Raw genomic sequence first — 20,619 nt, 5'->3', positions numbered from 1 at the left:
TTTATTCAAATTTTATGGATATTTTAATATGTAAGTCAAATGAGTCTTATCTTAAAAATGATTTTATTTTTTTTCTTTTTTACCCCTTCATTTTGCGATTTAGCCAAAAACTTTTCATTCCTATGAATTTTGCCCCCCAATAATCTTCTTTAACACTATCTCCTATATACCAAGCATTTTCGGCTTGACAATTATGTTTTGCTAAAGCAGTCAAAAAAATTTTCTCATCAGGTTTAGCGACTCCTGTTAAAGAAGAAATAGTGATTGTTTCAAAGTATTTTTTTAAATTTAAGTTATCTAAAACATCATAAATTCGAGTGTCAAAATTAGAAATAATACCTAACTCAATTCCTTGTTTTTGCCATCGGTTTAAACTAGGTATCACATCATCATAAATAAACCAAGGTTGGCTAGTTTTAAAGTAATTATAAAGTTCTATAAAAAAGTCTTCAAAATTTGTAAAATCTTTTATAGCATCATCTCGATTAAAAGTATTATAAGTAACTTTTTGCCACCACTGAAATTCTAATCTTTTGATTTCTTCTTTATTTTTTATGTCAAAAGCAAGAGAGGGAGAATTTTTAAAAGCTTCATAAAAACAATCATTAATTATCTGTGCTTCTCGATTAACACCATATTTTTTTGCTAGTTGAGTATAAATATCACCAACACTATTTTTGACGCCAAAAATTGTACCCACAGCATCTAAAAAAATAACTTTAGGTTGATGATTAATGTTCATTGTTTATTTTTTATGACTTAATTTTTTTGGTAAGTTTAAGACTATTGATCTTTGTTTTAATAATTTTGAATATAGAAAACCCACTATAAAAAAATCATAACAGAAAAGGACGAGCTAGAAAATAACTAGAGATAGTTTTGGCATCAATATCGTTACCAGTCATGGCTAATTTTTCAAACTCATCGGGAGTCATTAAGACCACTTCAATATCCTCATCCTCATCTTGCTTAGGGGGATTGGGTAATTTTTCTAATTCTTGAGCAAGGAAGGCATAAATATATTCATCAGAATATCCAGGGGCAAGAGCAAATTTACCTAAACTGCACCATTTATGAGCACGATAGCCTGTTTCTTCTTCTATTTCTCGTTTAATGGTAATTTCGGGTTTTTCTCCTTCTTCTACTGTACCTGCTGGAAATTCTAATAATCGACTTTTAAGAGCAAAGCGATATTGACGTACTAAAACTAATTTACCGTCATTGGTAATAGGCACAGCCAAAGCACCACCAGGATGACGAATACATTCCCATTCACCTTCTATACCATTTGGTAATTTTAATCTATTAACTTCAAATTGAAACTTTTTTCCTTGAAAAAATAAACGAGATGATAAAATTTCAGGTGATTCTTGCTTTTCTAACATAGATTTTTAATTTATTTATTATGTTTACTATATCCTAATTGAACAGAAAAAATAATTAATAATTTCTCCTTTCTCATTAATTATTGATAGATTAGCTATAATAATATTAATAGAATTAAGATGGTTTAAATGAATATTTTACCAATATTTAAAGACTTAGATATTTATCAGTTAATAATCTTGTAATGCTAATTATTTTGTTTAAAATATTGTCAAGCTCAGTTTAAATTTTCGATAATATCTAAACTAATTACTATTTTTTCTTCACAATTAATTTTATGTTTTAAAGATGTTTAATAATTTAATTAAATTACTTCCACTTTCTGCATAAAAAATACGATCATAATTTGATAAATTTTCTATAACATTTTCAGCTTTATAGTTAATTAAAATAACACTGAGACAATCGGAAAAATTATGTAGGATGAACAATGCCTACAAATCAAAGTTTTTGAGAATTTTTAATATTATTAAACTGTTTCATTCTTATTTAAAATGACTATATCATTAATAATTTTTATATTATTTACCTAAAATCAAGACTAATAAATAGTGTATCTTGCTAAAGTATTTCAATGGATTAAATTCTAATTTTACAGAAATATGATGAAGATAAAATTAGAATTTTTCAGGTATAAAGTTAGTTAATCATATTCCGCCAATTATCAAAAAATAAAAGATTTTCTGCCGCTAATATTAATATATTTTCTCCTATTTTTTGATACTTTTTAATATTATTAAGTATTTTTTCTAAGTTATTAATCCCTATTTGAATAGCAAAGTGATTACTAAAAGATTTTAAATCGTGATTATCACTAATTAAAACTGTGGCTTGATTAACTATTTCTAATTCTAAAACTGAATTGATTAAGATATTTGCACTTTTTAAGCCAATACCAATAATTCTCAGAAGCATAAATAAGAATATCTAATGAATTCCTATTATTTTTTAATAAATTGATGTACTATAGTTAACCTTTTATTATTAACTATTTATATTCATTCCTAAAATATCAACATAATTAATTTTAGCATAAGGTTCTAAAGAGCGTAAAATATTAACACCATAACTACGATAATTAACTCTATTATCTAATAATGCTATCACCCCTTGATTTTTTCTAACAGACATAGTTGATTGTTGCAAAATTTTAATAGCTAAAGGTAATAAATAAAGGCGAAACCAATCTTTTTTCTGATTTTTATAATGAGTAACCTGTGCAGAAATTAGAGGATTTTCTAAAGAAGGAATTGGTAAAGTGGCAAAGATTAATAATATTGGGGTTAATAATTTAGATTGATAATTCAACCAAAATTTTATATCACAAACAATAATACTATTTTCTCCTATATTGATGGAATTTAATTGTACTCTTGAACCAAAATAAGCGGCTAAATTAGCTGTAACTTGTGTCTGTAAAGGTACATCATTAATAATAATAATAATAGGATGATGATTAATTTTTATACTGCTAACTAAAGCTAAAATTTCTTGAGTAACTCTACTTTGAAATTGAGAATTATTAGGAAAAGGAAAATTACGAGGAAAATAAAGATTAAGACTATTATTTTGTCCATCAGGAGAAAACTTTAAACAGGTAAAATTATCCAAATTTAATCCTAAATATTCGCTATAATCAAGAGGATATTTTTGTGGCTCTAAATAACTAGATAATAAAATTAAAGATTTATTTTCCCAAATATGATTAATAGAGAATTTTAACTCTAAGGGTAATGATTTAATAGAAAAAAAACCTTGTTTCCTATGAATCGTAAAATAATTAATGTATGACTTATCTGCTAATATTTTTGTTTGTAAATTAATAAATTTTTGTAAAGTACCTTTATTTTCAATATCTCGATGAATTATATTACATAACTCATTAATTATGATTATTTCTTCTTCTTCTAATAAATAACTATTATAAGGATTAACAGGATGACTATAAATTAATTTAGTTAGTTTCGCTAATTTCTCTCTAATAAAATTTTGATGTTGAGGAAAAAGTAACAATAAAGAATGCCAATCTTGAAAAACTATTTCTTGAGTTAAATATTTAGTAATAATATCTGGTAAATTTTCTGCTTCTTCAATAATATTAACAATATCATTATCTAGTGTATTGTTCATTAGTAAATCTAGCCAATCATCATAGTCAATAACATATAAAGGAAATTCTTTTAAAAAAATTTTATCAAACTTACTTTTTACCAATTTTTGCGTATTTAGATATTTTTGTAAAAAAGGAATTTTTTCTTTAATTAATGCTTGTTGAATTTTTTTTTCTGCTACGATAATGACGGAAACTGAAGATAACAAAACTGGAGTTAAATAACTTGGATAATATTGTTCATAATTAACCCCAGTTTGGATAATTGTTGATCGTCTTAATCTTAAACCACGAGCTACCATTCTTGCCATGGTTAGATGATGTAACCAAGAAGATTCCTCTGTTTTATGTAAAAAATTTCTTAATTCTGCGTGTACTTCTACTTCTAACATTTATATTTTACAATTATTGACAAAAAGATTATTTTTGACTAATCTTGAAATTTTACTATTGATCACTCAATGTTATGAGAAGATAAGTAAAGTTATAGTTTAATCAAAAATCATAGGAAATATCATCAATGGCTCAAATTGAATTTGCTAGAGGCATAGTAGAAGAATCTATCCCTGATGTTAAGTTAACTCGTTCCCGTGACGGTAGTAATGGCACTGCAACATTTCGTTTTGAAGGTTCAAAAGTACTAGAGAGTGGCAACACTCAAGAAATTACAGGAATGTACTTGGTGGATGAAGAGGGAGAATTGGTAACTCGTGAGGTAAAATGTAAATTTATTAATGGTGAACCTAAAGCTATAGAAGCAATTTATTTGATAAAATCTTCTCAAGAATGGGATAGATTTATGCGTTTTATGGAACGTTATGCAGAAGAAAAAGGATTAGGCTTTACTAAGTCTTAATATCAATTAATAATTAACAATTAACAATTAATATTGTAATTTTATAAAATGTTAACTGATTGATTTTTCCAATATCACTGTTACCAATTAATTATTGATCAAAGTAATAAAAGTTTTTCCCATTTATCATTATCGATTCTGATGTCTATTCCTCATCAAAATTCACAGAAAAAAAGTATTAATTGTGCTGTTGTTACCATTAGTGATACTCGCACTTTTGAAACAGATATTAGTGGTAAGATTGCCCAAGAAATATTAATTAATGCTAATCATAAAATAATTAATTATCAGATTGTTAAAGATGAGCCACATGAAATAAAATCTTTATTAGTAAATTTAGCATCCAATGAAGCATTAAATTGCATTATTTTTTCTGGTGGTACAGGTATTTCTCCACGGGATAATACTTATGATATAATCAGTCGAATTTTAGAAAAAACGTTGTCAGGTTTTGGGGAAATTTTTCGTTATTTAAGTTACCAAGAAATAGGCTCAAGGGCAATATCTTCTAGGGCTATAGGAGGAGTATATAACGGGAAAATTGTCTTTTCGTTGCCCGGTTCTCAAAATGCCGTTAAACTAGGTTTAGAAAAGCTAATTATACCTGAATTAAACCATTTAGTTGAGGAAATAAACAAAGGTTAATTGAATGAGCTAAAATACATTTAACTTATAGTATTTATCGGCTTTCAGGTATCATCAAATTGACAAATTAATTTTTTAATTTTTAATGATTTAGAACTGCTATAATAACAATGGATTTGGGCTTATGTCTAATAATAATGATGTAGAATCTCTCAAAATTAATTCCGAAAAACTGGCTAAATTTAAAAAACTATGTGCTAAAAAAGAGATTAATTATTTAGTTATTATTGAAAATTTTATTGATTCCTGTTTAGAAAATAATCAAGTAACAATTGATGACATTTTTAATAAAAACGATAACATTAATATAGAAGAAAAAATTAATTTAATTCTCAGTGAATCTCTACAACCTTTGATAGCTAGAATTGAAAAACTAGAATCACAATTAAAAGAAAATAATAATTATCTTCAAAAAGAAAATTTATCTAATCTTCCACCATTATTATCTAATTTACCTCAAGAAGATATTAGTAAAAGAGTTTATTTACCTCGTCAAGAAGTATGGCAAAGGTTGAAAAAAACTGATTATATAAGATATTTCGGCTATGACAGTTTTTTAAAGACAAAAGGTGATGAACTAATAGAATATGGTATATTTTTTGATGAAAATAAAAAACGCTTTTATATAATTAACAATTAAGCTAAAACACATTTAACTTCTATATTTATGAATCCTAATTTTCAATAATTCTAAACTCCATAAATCTTCATAATTAATAGGGGAGTAATAAGAGTTAAGGCAATGGTAAGAGGAAAACCAACACGGGTATAATCTAAGAATTTATAACCACCTGGTGCATATACCATGGTATTAGTTTGATAGCCAATGGGTGCTAAATAACTATTAGAAGCGGCAAATGTTACTACATACATAAATGATAAAGGATCGAGACTAATAGTTTCTGCCACTTTAACAGCAATAGGAATCATTAAAACCACCGCAGCGTTATTTGATAAAACTTCTGTTAACAGGGAAGTTGCAAAGTAAAATAGCACCAAAATCCAATATTGTGATAGATTATCCGTCACCGCTAATAATTTATCAGCTAACCATTGATTAGTGCCGGAGTTATCCATTGCCACTCCAAGAGGAATTAATCCAGCTAATAAAAAAATTATATCCCATCGCACAGCACCATAAATTTCCCCCGGTTTTAAACAACCAGTAATCACCATTAAAATAACACCGATTAAACTAGCTGTTAAAATGGGCAGAATATCTAAAGCTGAGATTATTATTACTACTACAATAATAGCTAAAGCAATGAAAGATTTATCTTGTCTTAAATTTTCTCGATTTTTTTCTTCTAAAACTAATAATTCTCTGGTAGTTTGTAAACCAATAAAACTCTCTTTTGGTGCTTGAATTAATAATAAATCACCAAATTTTAAAGTAATTTTACCAAGTCTTTCTCTAATCAATTCTTGCCCTCTTCTTATGGCTAAAATAGTACCATTATAACGTTGCCTAAAACGTAAATCTTTTAATGTTGAACCAATTAAACGAGAGTTTGATAAAATTAAAACCTCAGCAATTTTTTCTTCTTGATTTCTATATTCTTTTTCTAAAGTCTCTGAATTAAATTTAAAATCAGCTAAAATTTCTACCCCTTTTTCATCTTTAATATTCAATAAATTACTACGACTTCCTCTCACTAATAAAATATCACCAACCGCTAATACTTTATCTGCTAAAGGTGGTGGAAAATGTTCATCATTACGTATAATTTCTAAGACATCTAAATCAAATTTTCTCTGAATTTCACTGCTACGTAAAGTTTGCCCAATTAAACTCGATTTAGGAGGAATAATCATTTCACTCACATATTCTTTCAACTCATAATCTTCACTTAAAGATTCCCCTCCGGGTGGTTTACGTGCAGGTAGTAATTTTGGACATGCAAAGGCAAGATAGATTAAACCAATCAGAAAAGTGGGTAAACCTAATTGAGTAAACTGAAAAATACTAAATTCTTCATAACCTAATTGTACTGCTATTCCACTCGCTAAAATATTGGTAGAAGTTCCTAAAACTGTAATCATACCTCCTAGTACGGTAGCATAAGATAGAGGAATTAATAACTTGGAAACAGAAACTTTCGTTTGTTTACTCCACTGCTCAACAATCGGTAAAAAAATAGCTACTACGGCAGTATTATTAATAAAGGCGCTAATAGAGCCTACAATACCACCCATCACTAAAATTTGTCTTGTGGGATTATAACCTCCCCATTTAATTAGCCAATCTCTGACGATATTTAAAACACCTGTTTTCGTAATCCCCGCACTAAGAATAAACATAGCCATAACAGTAATTGTGGCAGAATTACCAAAGCCAGAAATTCCCTCATCTGGCGAGACTAAGCCTAATAGCATTAATACCACAGCTACCGATAAAGAAGTTAAATCGACGGGTAACCATTCGGCGATAAATGCAATTAAGGCAACAACTAAAACAGTAATAGTCAGAAAAATAGGCGAAATGTTGCTTAAAAAATCCATGTCTTTTAATTGATAATGGACAATGATTGTTTTGTGATTATTATTAATAATTGCTAATTATTTTTTAATCTTATAAAAATATTTTTGATAAGATTTTTAATTCTTTACTATAAAATCTTAGTGCATTTTTGATCGTTTTACAAAAAGAATTGACTATCTTTTCTTTCTTGTAAAATTTTTAAAGCTTTTTTTATATCTTGAGTTTTATGTTTATTCACCACTAAAGTTGCATTTCCATCTCTGACTATTACCACATTTTCTAAACCAATTGTCATAATCACTTCCTCTTCTTGGTTGTTATAAATAATAGAATTTTTTGTATCTTCCCCGATATGATTCCCTATTACCACATTATTATTTTCAGCAGTTAATAATCTTTCTAAAGCATTCCAATCTCCTAAATCATCCCAATCGAAATCCGCAGGGATAACGTAAGCAAGGGCAGTTTTTTCCATCAAGGCATAATCAATACTAATTTTTTCTAATTCTTGATAGGCTAATTGTCCTTTTTCTTGTAACGGTTGTAAAATTTGTGGTGCATAATTAGCTAATTCTTTTAAAACAACTCCGACTTGAAAAATAAACATCCCACTATTCCAGCTATACTTACCCGTAGCAATAAATTTTTTCGCTGTTTCTTCATCAGGTTTTTCCGCAAAGCGACTTACTTTATATATCGGCAACTCATTAATTTCTGTCTTGCTTTTTCCTTGTTCAATATAACCATAACCCGTGCTGGGATAATCTGGTTTAATGCCTAATGTCACAATAGCATCATTTTTTGTAGCAAAATTTATGGCAGTGTTAATAATTTTTTCAAATTCTTCTTGATTACCAATATAATGATCTGCGGGGAAAAAACCTGCGATCGCATTTTCTCCATAATGAGCTTTAATATATAAACTAGCCCATGCCACGGCGGCAGCAGTATCTTTTCCCACAGGTTCGACTAAGATATTATCTGAGGGTAATAAAGGTAATAGTTGTTTTACCGCCTCAGCTAATAACTCAGAGGTGATAACGACAATATTTTCCCAACCATTGGCTAAATTTAATAAACGATTAGCAGTGTTTTCTAACAAACTTTTGCCACTACCATCGAGAGAAAGAAATTGTTTAGGATTTTGTAATCGACTTAAAGGCCAAAATCTTTCACCTTTTCCTCCCGCTAAAATAACAGTTACAAATGTATTTTTCATATTTTTTGCCAAAATAAAGCGATAATAGTACGCAATTAATCAAAGATTATGTTATCAATATTAGAGATCGAAACTGCAAAAATTAATGGTGAAATTGAATCATAAATCAACCCATCAGTCAAATAACTCCCAAGGCAAAAAAAAATCTATCCCCGTCAAGAAATCTACTTCCCCTCTGCTACAAGGTTTTATTTGGGGTGGTTGTTTTACCGTTACGGCAGCTATCTCTAGTTTTATCGGTATGAGTATTGCTTTAAAAAGCCCTGTATCTATTGATATTAATCCTATCTTGGAAAAACTCGAAGCCTTCAAAAATTTTGGTTTTAGTTCTCTTTTTGCTCAACAATTACAAGATCCTGTTAACATTTTAGTCATGGGTATTGATAGAGTACCAAATAGTGAAGAAAATCCAGAAACTCGTTTTTCTGGACGTAGCGATACAATGTTATTGGTAAGATTTCAGCCTGAAGATCATTCCTTGAAAATTTTGTCTATACCTAGAGATAGTCGTGTGCGTTTACCCAACGGAAGCTACGATAAAATCAATAGTGCTAATGCCATCGGTGGTGTGCCTTATACTAAAGAAGTTATTCAAGAAAATTTAGAAGGAATCAATATAGATAAACATATTCGAGTTACCACTAACGCTTTTAAAGATTTAGTAGATTTAATCGGTGGTGTTGAGGTTTATGTGCCAATGGATATGCAATATACTGATAAAACTCAAGGATTATATATTGATTTAAAAGAAGGTAAACAAACTTTAAATGGTGATCAAGCAGAACAATTTGCTCGTTTTCGTTATGATAATTTAGGGGATATTGGTAGAGTACAAAGACAACAAATATTATTAAAAGCATTAAGAGAAAAATTACAATCTCCTCAAGCAATTTTTAAAATACCTCAAGCAATTAAGTTATTACAGCAAGAGATTGATACAGATTTAACACAATCAGAAATATTGAGTCTTTCTGCTTATAGTTTAAGTTTAGATAAACAAGACATTCATATGGTAATGTTACCCGGAAGAGCGAGTTATCCGAATGAATATCGTCTAAGTTATTGGCTAATTTCTCCTGATAATAAAGAAAAAGTTATTAATGAATACTTAACTAATGCCTCGTTTTTATCAAGTAATGATGAATTAAACAAAAATATTAGAATTGGGATTCAAAATGCGACTCCTAATCCTAAGTTAGCAAAAAAATTAGCTTTATTATTAGAAAAAAATGGCTTTAAAAATGTTTATATCTCTGTAAATTCTCCTTATCCTACACCCATAACTAAAATCATAGTTCAACAAGGAGATTACCAATCAGCAAAAAATCTTTATAATGTCCTTCATTTTGGAGAATTAGAATCTTCCTCTACGGGAGATATTGATTCTGAGATTACTATTCGTCTGGGAGATGATGCAGAAAAACTACTCTTAGAAGATAGCTTTGTTAAATAATAAGGAATGAGATTTAATTTTATTACCGTCAATTTCTTTATCTATAATATATTAAGATTAAACTATATTTTTGATCAATAAAACCATGAAGAAAAGTCTTAAATTTTTCCTTTTAGTAATATTAAGTTTTAGTTTTACTTTTACTAAATATAATCAAGTTGTTGCACAATCTAATAATATTCCCAAAGAGCTTTTAGGAGTAATAAGCAAAATAGATTTAGCAGCTAATAATCGTGATTTGAAATCAATTGAAAAAAATATTTCTCCTCAATTTACCAATCAAGATGGGTTAAATTATGATAGTTTTACCTCTTCTCTAAAACAATTATGGTCAAAATATGATGATTTGAAATATACAACCAAAATTGAATCATGGAGTCAAGACAAAAATCAATTAGTTGCTATTACTACTACTAATATTCAGGGTAGTTATAAAATTAATGATCAAAAAATGACTTTAAATTCTGAAATAAAATCAGAACAATATTTTGTCGATAATCAATTAGTAAAACAAAAAATTCTCAAGGAAAAAAATGAAATAACTTCTGGGCAAAATCCTCCTGTCGTAAGAATTAATTTACCAGAAAAAGCTCGTCCCGGACAAGAATTCGATTTTGATGTTATTTTACAAGACCCTGTCGGATCGGATATTATTTTAGGAGCCGCTATAGAAGAAAAAATTAATCCTTCACTGTATCTCAAACCTTCAAACCTAGAATTAGATGCGTTATCCGCTGGAGGTATTTTCAAACGAGTCAAATTACCCCTCACAGAAGAAGATCATTGGTACTCAGTTCTTTTAATTCGTACTGATGGCATTAGAATGATTACTCAAAGAGTTAACGTTGAAAGATGAATTCCATATTTTGTCTGTTTTTTTTCAGTTAATTTTTCAAGGCAATTGTACGGTAAAATTATGGTATTAAATTAAATCATCTTGTTTGGTAATCATGATCTTTCCTGATTTCCCCGAATTTTCGGCTTTAACTCACAAGGGAAATTTTATCCCTATCTATCGAGAATTAGTAGCAGACTTAGAAACTCCTGTGTCAGCATGGTATAAAGTTTGTGCTGATCAACCCTATAGTTTTTTATTAGAATCGGTGGAAGGTGGAGAAAATCTGGGAAGATACAGTTTTTTAGGTTGTGATCCTGTATGGATACTAGAAGCTAAAGGTAATCAAACTAGACAAATTCACCGTGATGGTAAAACAGAAACTTTTACGGGTAATCCTTTTGACATTGTTAGCCATTGTTTAACATCTATTCAACCCGTTAATTTACCTCAATTACCTTCTGGCATTGGTGGCTTATTCGGTTATTGGGGTTATGAACTCATATCATGGATTGAACCTAAAGTCAAGATTTATCCTCCTCAAGAAGGAGATTTGCCTGACGGAATCTGGATGCAGATGGATAATTTTATCATTTTTGACCAAGTTAAACGCAAAATTTGGGCTATCGCCTATGCAGATTTAAGACAAAAAGATTTAACCTTAGAAGATATTTATCATCAGGCTTGTGACAAAATCACTAAATTAGTATTAAAATTACAATTGCCTTTACCAGTATTAGCGAAACCTTTAGAATTCAATTCTAGTAAGAATAATCAAGAACCTCAAAATACGAATTATATAAGCAATACGAGTAAAGAAGTATTTTGTCAAAATGTCGAAAAAGCGAAAGAATATATAAAAGCTGGAGATATATTTCAAGTTGTGATCTCTCAAAGATTAGAATCTCAGTATCAAGGAAATCCTTTTGAGTTATATAGGTCATTAAGGTTAATCAATCCTTCACCCTATATGGCTTATTATAACTTTAATGGGTGGCAAATTATCGGTTCATCTCCTGAAGTAATGGTAAAAGCCACAAAAACTCCAGAAGGCAAAACAAAAGCCGTATTACGCCCTATTGCAGGAACAAGACCTAGAGGAAAAACTCCTCAAGAAGATCAACTATTTGCGACAGATTTATTACATGATCCCAAAGAAATTGCCGAACACGTAATGTTAGTGGATTTAGGTAGAAATGATTTAGGTAGAGTTTGTGTTAAAGGTAGTGTGAATGTGGATGAATTAATGGTCATTGAACGTTATTCCCATGTAATGCACATCGTTAGCAATGTGGTGGGTGAATTAGCAGATAATTGTACTCCTTGGGATTTATTAAAAGCAGCTTTCCCCGCTGGTACAGTTAGTGGTGCTCCCAAAATTCGTGCCATGGAAATTATAAATGAATTAGAACCTGAAAGACGAGGCCCTTACTCAGGTGTTTATGGTTACTATGATTTTGAAGGACAACTAAATACTGCCATCACTATTAGAACTATGATTGTCGAAAGGATAGATAATAATGATCATCATCGAGTATCAGTTCAAGCTGGTGCTGGATTAGTAGCAGATTCTGATCCTGAAAAAGAATATCAAGAAACCTTAAATAAAGCTAGAGGTTTGTTAGAAGCAATTCGTAGTTTAAGTTAATTATCTTCAAATGTGGTCAGAAATTACTAACGCAATTAATCAAAATAACGATTCAAAATTTGAATTAATCAATTATAAATCTATTGGTGGTGGTTGCATTAATCAGGCTTATCAACTTATTGGGAAAGATAAAAGTTATTTTGTCAAATTAAATAATGCTTCAAAAATAGAAATGTTTTTGGCGGAAGTCGTCGCCCTAGAAGAAATTTATCATACCAATACGATTATTGTACCAAAACCAATTTGTTATGGTGTATCAGGCAATAATAGTTATCTTGTTTTAGAATATCTAAATTTAGGGCGTGGAGATAGTCAATCATGGGGTTTACTAGGACAAAAATTAGCTTTATTACATCAAATCAAAATTAAAAAGCCCTTTGGTTGGCACAGAAATAATACTATCGGCTCAACACCACAAATTAACAATTATGATGATAATTGGGCGAATTTTTTTGCCGAAAAAAGAATTGGTTATCAACTAAAATTGGCAAATCGTCGAGGAGGAAATTTTACGAATCCGCAAGAAATTATTGAGAAAGTAAGATCTATTTTAACTAATCATAATCCTTTTCCATCTTTAGTACACGGTGATTTATGGTCAGGAAATGCAGGATTTAAGGATAATGGAGAAGGAGTTGTTTTTGATCCTGCATGTTATTATGGCGATCGAGAAGTTGATATTGCGATGACAGAGTTATTTGGCGGTTTTCCTAGCATTTTTTATGAAGGTTATAATCATCAATGGGCATTAGATAAAGGCTATAACCAAAGAAAAACCATTTATAATTTATATCATATTCTCAATCACTTTAACTTATTCGGTGGTAGTTATGAGTCTCAAGCTAAAACAATCATCATGAAAATAAGTAATCCTTAATCGGCAGTGAGCAAATGTTTTTGAAAAACTTAACATTTTTGGCTGAATTTTCAAATAAAAATTGACATTCAATCAATAATAATACTCAGTTAAAAATCTTGATTTTTTGTTATTTAAGATAATTACTGAGTGCTGATAGCTACCCTCACCAGCAAACTCTTTCAGCAACCCTTAACTATTCCTTATTACATTGAATATTTTGCCTGAATGAATTTTTCTGTATCACTGCTATTTAGGGGATGTCCAAATAAATAACCTTGTACATACTCACATTGATGTTGTTTTACCTTTAAAAATTGAGCTTCTGTTTCCACTCCTTCTGCCACTACTTCCATATCTAAATTGTGTGCTAAATTAACTATTGTTTCTAAAATTTTCTCTTTTCGTTCATGTTTACCAATAGCACGAATAAAACAAGCATCTATTTTGAGAGTATCGATGGGAAATTTATATAAACGACTTAAAGAAGAATAACCAGTACCAAAATCATCAATACAAAGTTTAACTCCTAACTGTTTTAATTCATTAAGCATTATATCTGCTTTATTATCTGTTTCCAAAATCGCACTTTCTGTAATTTCTAATTTAATTAGATGACGATGACATTGACTTGCTTTTAAAATATTTTCTACGGTTTCCACCAGATTCTGTTGTTTTAATTGACGAGGAGAAAGATTAACATTCATAAAAAAAGAATGATCAGGAAACAAATTTTCCCACAAACGAGATTGAGTACAAGCCTGACGTAAAACCCATTCGCCAATTTCCACAATTAAGCCTGTTTCTTCTGCCAAAGGAATAAATCCGGCAGGAGAAATAAAACCTTTATCAGCATTATGCCAACGCAATAAAGATTCAAAACCGACAATATTTTGATCTGCGACAGAAATAATTGGTTGATAATAAAGTTCAAATTGTTCTTTTTCTAAAGCCTTACGCAAATCATTTTCTAAATTGAGTCTTGTTACGGCTACTTTGTGCATAGTTTTATTAAAAATAGCAGATCGAGACTTTCCTAAAGACTTCGCCCGATACATAGCTAAATCAGCATCTCGCACCATTTCTTCTCCTGTTTCATAGCCCATACTGCTAAGGGTTATACCAATACTACCTGACGTAAATACTTCTTGAGAACCTAAAATAAGAGGTTGTTGTAATTTGCGTTGAATATTCTCAGCAGTTTCTGAAATAATACTTAAATCTTTAACATCTTCAATAATAATAGTAAATTCATCCCCCCCTAAACGAGCTAGTTTATCTTGAGGACGAATAGTATTTTGGATTCTTTGAGCAACTTCTTGTAAAAAAGTATCTCCCACAGAATGACCCAATGTGTCATTAATTAATTTAAAACCATCTAAATCTAAAAACAGTAATGCAAAAATATAATCTTGATACTCATTCGCTTTAGTTAAACTATTCTGTAAACTTTGTAAAAACCAAGCACGGTTATAAAGTCCAGTCAAAGAATCATGAAAAGCATCATAAACTAATTTTTTTTCCCCATTAATTTTATCGGTAACATCTCTTTGTATCGCTAAATAATGAGTAACATCTCCCGAACTATTTTTAATCGGTTCAATATGCCATTGATTATAAAACTCTGTACCATCTTTGCGATAATTAATTGCCTCTCCAAAAAAAACTTGTCCCTTTCTTAATTTTGCCTTTAAATCTTTAAATACAGTACGATCAGTATTTGGTCCTTGTAAAATACGAGGAGTCTTACCAATGATTTCATTAGTAGAATAACCCGTCATTTCGGTAAAAGCCTTATTAACAAACACAATTTCAGGACCGGGATAATCTAATTCTGTAGTAGTAATAACAATAGAATCATGCGCACTATGAACTGCCGCCGCTAATAGAGTAATCTGATCTTGACTATTATCATTACAAGAACTAGAAAATCTCTCTTGAGCGGAAGGATATGCTAAAGGTATTTTGGGGTCAGAGCTAAGTACATTAGAATCACTTAAATTCTTATCTGTAATCATCGTAATTATTGGTTTTGATTGATTAACAACAATGACAATAAAATTTGTTTGAGAGATTTAGTTGTTAACATTTCAGTATATATGAGTTATGGACAATTATAAAATAAATATTAAGAATATTTTAATCAATTCATCATCGTTTTTCCTCTTAGATCTATTCTAGTAAATTATTAAGTTATAATTGACAAAAAATAGTCCCGAAATTAAGGCATGAAGCGCAGACCAAAAAACCCTTACTCCTATGATAACTATTCAGAACCTGATCGCCGAAAAAACCTAAAATCATCTTCATTATTCGAGGGTATTAACTATACTCTAGCCGCTATTTGTGCTGGTATTTTTATTTTAGGTATTGGTGTCGGTATTGCTTTAAGTTCAGGACAAGCCACCAATAGCCCTAATGTGGCATCAAGGGAAGTAATAGATCGTAGTGCTCCTAATCCCGAAATTTGTGTCCAATTTGGTGCTAGCGCCATTGTTTCTGATCTTCGTGTCTTCATCACCCTCAATCCTTTCAACGTATATGTAACACAGCCTAACATGAAACCCGGATGTGTATTAAGAAAAAATAACTGGTCAATACTTGAACAACAAAAATTAGTTACCGATACTCAAGTTAGAGAATGCAAAAATCGCATGAACACTTTTGGATTTACTGGTACTTTAGAAAGTTCTCCAAAAATAGAATGTATTTATCAAAATGATGCCGCTGGAAATTTATTTTTTAATCGCCCAGGTGCTGTAGATTCAAAACCTACAGAAAACTTCTAAAAATTTCAGTTAATGGCAATAAAGAAAATACTAAAAACAAGTGGAAAAGTAGAAAACATCTCTATTTAGATTAATTGCGTATAATGTATCCAAATTAAAGTTATTTATTATAAAAATTATGTGTGGAATCGTTGGTTATATTGGAACACAAACTGCTATTGATATTTTAGTGAGTGGTTTAGAAAAATTAGAATATCGTGGTTATGATTCTGCTGGAATAGCTACCATTATTGAGAATAATATTTATTCGGTTCGTGCTAAGGGAAAATTATATAATCTACGGACGAAATTAGAAAAAGAAACTAACACGGCTAAAATCGGTATAGGGCATACAAGATGGGCAACTCACGGTAAACCAGAAGAGTATAACGCCCACCCTCACCAAGATAATAAAGGGAAATTTGCCGTAGTGCAAAATGGCATCATTGAAAATTACCAAGAATTGAAAAAAGAATTAATCAGCAAAGGACATCAATTTATCTCTGATACGGATACAGAAGTTATCCCTCATCTCATGGCTGAATATTATAACCCCGAAAGTGAAGATCCTTTTATGGATGCTGTTAATAAAGCAATCACCTATTTAGATGGAGCATTTGCTATCGCTGTTTTATGTGTTGACTACCCAGATGAATTAATTGTAGCACGTCAAAGTGCTCCTCTTACCATCGGATTCGGACAAGGGGAGTTTTTCTGTGCTTCTGATGTCACCGCTTTAGTTAATCATACTAACACCGTTTTATCTTTAGAAAATGGAGAAATTGCTCGTTTAACCCCTTTAGGAGTCGAAATTTATGATTTTTCTGGCAAACGCCTCCGCAAAACTCCTCGCACCCTCGATTGGAGTCCTGTAACAGTTGAGAAACAGGGCTTTCGCCACTTTATGCTCAAAGAAATTCATGAGCAACCTTCCGTTGTGCGTACCTGTTTAGAAGCCTACCTTAATCCCCATTGGCACACTGAAACTAACCCTGAAGAAAATCCCGTTACTCTCAACCTCAAACCTGAATTATATCAGGACTTAGAACATATTCAGATTGTAGCCTGTGGTACATCTTGGCACGCAAGTTTAGTTGGTAAATATTTACTAGAACAAATTGCAAAAATACCTACTTTTGTACAATATGCTTCAGAGTTTCGTTACTCTCCTACTCCGATAATGCGTAATACAATTACAATTGGTGTTACTCAATCAGGAGAAACAGCCGATACCCTTGCGGCTCTTGAGATGGAGCGTCAACGTCGCTCGAACCTGACAATCCCCTATCAATCCCGTATTCTAGGTATTACAAATCGTCCTGAGAGCACATTAGGAAGCATGGTTGATCAAGTAATCAACACCTATGCAGGTATCGAAATTGGAGTTGCGGCAACGAAAACTTTTGTAGCTCAAGTCATTGGCTTTTATATTTTAGCCCTTGATTTAGCATGGAGAAGAAAAACCGTCACCCCATTACGCATGGAAGAAATATTAACAGGTTTATTGCAGTTACCTACCCAAATTGAGCAAATTATCCACAGTGAGGAGTCAAAAGTGCGGGATTTAGCCCATCAATTTCCTGATACCAGAGACTTTATTTTCTTAGGTAGGGGTATTAATTTCCCCATTGCTTTAGAGGGTGCATTAAAACTTAAGGAAATTAGTTATATCCATGCTGAAGGCTACCCCGCAGGAGAAATGAAACACGGTCCGATCGCCCTTTTAGATGCTCATGTCCCCGTAGTTGCGATCGCCATGAATGGTAGTATATATGAAAAAGTTATTTCTAATGCGCAAGAAGCAAAAGCTAGAGACGCACGTTTAATTGGTATTTTACCCCAAAATAAAGAAGAGGATATATTTCAAGATGCCTTATTTGTGCCTGAAGTCGAAGAATTGTTATCACCTATTTTAGCAGTAATACCATTACAGTTACTAGCTTATTATATTGCATCCTTGCGCGGTTTAGATGTAGATCAACCTCGTAATCTAGCCAAATCCGTCACAGTAGAATAACTTTGGGGTGGGCATTGCCCACCTTGTCCAAAAACAATATAGTTGGAAACTATATAATAAAGTTGGAAACTATATAATAAAGTTGGAAACTTAGTAACCAAACTTTCTCTAGTTTTTTACCATAAATAACGCTTAGTGGCGATCGAAGGTTTAACAGATCCGTAGCTCTAGATAAAAAGGCTTTTACCTCTCCGGGTGATCAACGCCTAATGGCGATCAAAGTTTAAACAGCGTAAAGTCATGGGGGGAGCAAAGATTACCATCAAGTGATCAACGCCTAACGGCGATCGAAGGTTAAACAGTCGTGCGAAGACTGTTCCCTAGATTAGACTGAGCCTGTGATCAACGCCTAACGGCGATCGAAGGTTAAACAGATCCCCTAAAGAGAAAATTATACTTTTGCTCTTTTGTGATCAACGCCTAATGGCGATCGAAGGTTAAACAGAGCCAACCAAAGTTATTTTTTATGGACTGCCCCAATAGTGATCAACGCCTAATGGCGATCGAAGGTTAAACAGCTGTGAGGGAAAATCCATTAAGCCTGTACGTAATCGTGATCAACGCCTAATGGCGATCGAAGGTTAAACAGATTAATATAGAAATTCTCTAAATCAGCGATTTCTCGTGATCAACGCCTAATGGCGATCGAAGGTTAAACAGACCTATTTCATCTCTTATACTTTTTTCAATTAAATCGTGATCAACGCCTAATGGCGATCGAAGGTTAAACAGTGGCAACTTACCTTAAAAATGCCACTGTACCAAGTCGTGATCAACGCCTAATGGCGACCGAAGGTTAAACAGCTCTGCTTGGCGGTAGGGCTTTTTTCTTTTATATTCTAGTGATCAACGCCTAATGGCGATCGAAGGTTAAACAGATTTCTAAGAGGTCGTTTTGTGCTATTTTCGCTTTTGTGATCAACGCCTAATGGCGATCGAAGGTTAAACAGTCTTGGCTAAAAAACTATTAGTTTGTGAAAAAGTTTGTGATCAACGCCTAATGGCGATCGAAGGTTAAACAGATGATATTAAGCACATGGCTCAATCTTTTTTGTTACGGTGATCAACGCCTAATGGCGATCGAAGGTTAAACAGGCTATAATTAAGAGGTATATTTTTCTATTCAAAATTGTGATCAACGCCTAATGGCGATCGAAGGTTAAACAGGATCTGCGGGCGAAAACTAACCTTTTCCGCAAATGTGATCAACGCCTAATGGCGATCGAAGGTTAAACAGTTTGATTTAAACCCCATACGAGTCAGAATCATTTTGTGATCAACGCCTAATGGCGATCGAAGGTTAAACAGATCCTCAATGCTCTTACCTTTATGCTCACCTTAGTGATCAACGCCTAATGGCGATCGAAGGTTAAACAGTATCAGCATTAAGTCTTTTTATTGCCCTTCTTTTGTGATCAACGCCTAATGGCGATCGAAGGTTAAACAGAGCAAAAATCACAGGATCTGCACCATAAACATAATGTGATCAACGCCTAATGGCGATCGAAGGTTAAACAGTTCTGTGACTTTGCTTTCAAAGAAATTACCTTTAAGTGATCAACGCCTAATGGCGATCGAAGGTTAAACAGAAAACAATGTGGGGGTTGCGCATCCACTAATAACGGTGATCAACGCCTAATGGCGATCGAAGGTTAAACAGAATGTGCTACCAAAAGAGGCAAAATTGGCTTTGTTGTGATCAACGCCTAATGGCGATCGAAGGTTAAACAGATTGGTGAAAAAGGGATCTCTACTCCCTTTCACTGTGATCAACGCCTAATGGCGATCGAAGGTTAAACAGAGCGAATCCTGAAAGCCTTACAGTACAATAGCTGATATTTAAGTTTTCAAGGTGCAAAAAATTTTTTAGATTCTAGGATTAATATAGCAAATTTTCAGCAAAATATCATCAGCTAGAAACAATATTTAACAGGGCATTCAGGCATTTACAAGCACCTCTGGATTAGTAAAAAATTTCTAACCAAGATAGTCATTGACATTGAGTTAAGATTATTTGTCTTTAACCGTTGAAAAACACCAACGCTTGTTTTTAGAGAATCTTGAACTTATTTTCATCCAATAACCATGTATTAGGGCGATTATATTTAGGAATATCACGGACGCACTGATGAGAAAGACGAATTAAAATTAAGTCATCATCCTTTGACAAAACTTTCTCTAATTGCCATCGCAACTTTTCCCTCATTCTCTGAGTTAGCCAACAACGAAATATAGAATATTGGATTCTTTCCCCATAACCTTCCAATAACTTATAAGCCTTACGCCATCTTTTTTGACAACGAATATCGTAACAAACTAGATACCAGTTTTTTGCTTCTGCCAT

At 31.7% G+C, this 20,619-nt stretch carries 17 protein-coding genes and 1 CRISPR repeat array; of the genes, 9 read left to right on the top strand and 8 right to left on the bottom strand.

The genetic code is table 11. The features are described 5' to 3' along the window. Positions 1–79: 79 nt before the first annotated feature. From GM3708_RS06085 to GM3708_RS06070, 4 genes are all read right to left on the bottom strand, one after another. A complete protein-coding gene (locus GM3708_RS06085) occupies positions 80–742 on the bottom strand; it encodes an HAD-IA family hydrolase (RefSeq protein WP_066344894.1) in 663 nt (220 codons plus the stop codon). A 94-nt stretch (positions 743–836) separates the two neighbouring features. Then, positions 837–1,385: an NUDIX hydrolase gene (locus GM3708_RS06080; protein WP_066344893.1), complete on the bottom strand. Its 549-nt coding sequence runs from the start codon at positions 1,383–1,385 to the stop codon at positions 837–839. A gap of 640 nt (positions 1,386–2,025) precedes the next feature. Continuing rightward, positions 2,026–2,301, bottom strand: coding sequence for a hypothetical protein (locus tag GM3708_RS06075; RefSeq protein WP_066344892.1), 276 nt, complete (start codon positions 2,299–2,301; stop codon positions 2,026–2,028). A gap of 69 nt (positions 2,302–2,370) precedes the next feature. Then, positions 2,371–3,888, bottom strand: coding sequence for a helicase C-terminal domain-containing protein (locus tag GM3708_RS06070; protein WP_066344890.1), 1,518 nt, complete (start codon positions 3,886–3,888; stop codon positions 2,371–2,373). Positions 3,889–4,016: 128 nt separating this feature from the next. On the opposite strand from GM3708_RS06070, the gene psb28 reads away from it, so the two are divergent. The 3 genes from psb28 to GM3708_RS06055 all read left to right on the top strand — a co-directional run bounded on the left by psb28 (position 4,017) and on the right by GM3708_RS06055 (position 5,637). Continuing rightward, positions 4,017–4,352 (top strand): photosystem II reaction center protein Psb28, encoded by a 336-nt coding sequence (psb28, locus tag GM3708_RS06065; protein ID WP_066344888.1) that lies wholly within the window; start codon positions 4,017–4,019, stop codon positions 4,350–4,352. A 141-nt stretch (positions 4,353–4,493) separates the two neighbouring features. Beyond that, on the top strand, positions 4,494–4,997 hold the full coding sequence (locus GM3708_RS06060; RefSeq protein WP_066344887.1) for a molybdenum cofactor biosynthesis protein B: 504 nt from the start codon (positions 4,494–4,496) through the stop codon (positions 4,995–4,997). A 124-nt stretch (positions 4,998–5,121) separates the two neighbouring features. Then, on the top strand, positions 5,122–5,637 hold the full coding sequence (locus tag GM3708_RS06055) for a hypothetical protein (RefSeq protein ID WP_066344886.1): 516 nt from the start codon (positions 5,122–5,124) through the stop codon (positions 5,635–5,637). A gap of 50 nt (positions 5,638–5,687) precedes the next feature. On the opposite strand, the gene GM3708_RS06050 is transcribed toward GM3708_RS06055, so the two are convergent. Together GM3708_RS06050 and GM3708_RS06045 are read right to left on the bottom strand one after the other, a co-directional pair. Next, positions 5,688–7,499 (bottom strand): SLC13 family permease, encoded by a 1,812-nt coding sequence (locus tag GM3708_RS06050; RefSeq protein WP_066344885.1) that lies wholly within the window; start codon positions 7,497–7,499, stop codon positions 5,688–5,690. A gap of 137 nt (positions 7,500–7,636) precedes the next feature. Further along, positions 7,637–8,698 carry a mannose-1-phosphate guanylyltransferase gene (locus GM3708_RS06045; RefSeq protein WP_066344884.1) on the bottom strand — a complete coding sequence of 354 codons (1,062 nt, stop codon included), beginning with the start codon at positions 8,696–8,698 and terminating at the stop codon, positions 7,637–7,639. A gap of 85 nt (positions 8,699–8,783) precedes the next feature. On the opposite strand from GM3708_RS06045, the gene GM3708_RS06040 reads away from it, so the two are divergent. From GM3708_RS06040 to GM3708_RS06025, 4 genes are all read left to right on the top strand, one after another. After that, complete coding sequence (locus GM3708_RS06040) at positions 8,784–10,151, top strand: LCP family protein (protein WP_144439285.1); 1,368 nt, start codon at positions 8,784–8,786, stop codon at positions 10,149–10,151. A gap of 85 nt (positions 10,152–10,236) precedes the next feature. After that, positions 10,237–11,007, top strand: a complete 771-nt coding sequence (locus tag GM3708_RS06035) for a hypothetical protein (protein ID WP_066344883.1) — start codon at positions 10,237–10,239, stop codon at positions 11,005–11,007. A 94-nt stretch (positions 11,008–11,101) separates the two neighbouring features. Further along, positions 11,102–12,634, top strand: a complete 1,533-nt coding sequence (gene trpE / locus GM3708_RS06030; RefSeq protein ID WP_066344881.1) for an anthranilate synthase component I — start codon at positions 11,102–11,104, stop codon at positions 12,632–12,634. Positions 12,635–12,644: 10 nt separating this feature from the next. After that, entirely contained in the window at positions 12,645–13,511 is an 867-nt protein-coding gene (locus tag GM3708_RS06025) for a fructosamine kinase family protein (protein WP_066344880.1), read from the top strand. 185 nt (positions 13,512–13,696) lie between these two features. On the opposite strand, the gene GM3708_RS06020 is transcribed toward GM3708_RS06025, so the two are convergent. Continuing rightward, a complete protein-coding gene (locus tag GM3708_RS06020) occupies positions 13,697–15,508 on the bottom strand; it encodes a bifunctional diguanylate cyclase/phosphodiesterase (RefSeq protein WP_066344878.1) in 1,812 nt (603 codons plus the stop codon). 210 nt (positions 15,509–15,718) lie between these two features. Here GM3708_RS06020 and GM3708_RS06015 point away from each other — a divergent pair, with 210 nt between their 5' ends. Then, entirely contained in the window at positions 15,719–16,279 is a 561-nt protein-coding gene (locus tag GM3708_RS06015; protein ID WP_066344877.1) for a DUF3172 domain-containing protein, read from the top strand. A gap of 118 nt (positions 16,280–16,397) precedes the next feature. Next, a complete protein-coding gene (gene glmS / locus GM3708_RS06010; RefSeq protein WP_066344876.1) occupies positions 16,398–18,275 on the top strand; it encodes a glutamine--fructose-6-phosphate transaminase (isomerizing) in 1,878 nt (625 codons plus the stop codon). Between the two features lie 121 nt (positions 18,276–18,396). After that, a CRISPR array of direct repeats spans positions 18,397–20,076; the repeat unit is 36 nt; unit sequence GTGATCAACGCCTAATGGCGATCGAAGGTTAAACAG. A 249-nt stretch (positions 20,077–20,325) separates the two neighbouring features. Here glmS and cas2 read toward each other — a convergent pair. Beyond that, positions 20,326–20,619, bottom strand: coding sequence for a CRISPR-associated endonuclease Cas2 (gene cas2 / locus GM3708_RS06005; protein ID WP_066344875.1), 294 nt, complete (start codon positions 20,617–20,619; stop codon positions 20,326–20,328).

This window comes from Geminocystis sp. NIES-3708 (assembly GCF_001548095.1).
In the GTDB taxonomy this organism is placed as follows: domain Bacteria; phylum Cyanobacteriota; class Cyanobacteriia; order Cyanobacteriales; family Cyanobacteriaceae; genus Geminocystis.
Note: the sequence above shows the minus strand (reverse complement) of the source record. Positions and strands in the feature narration are given on the sequence as shown.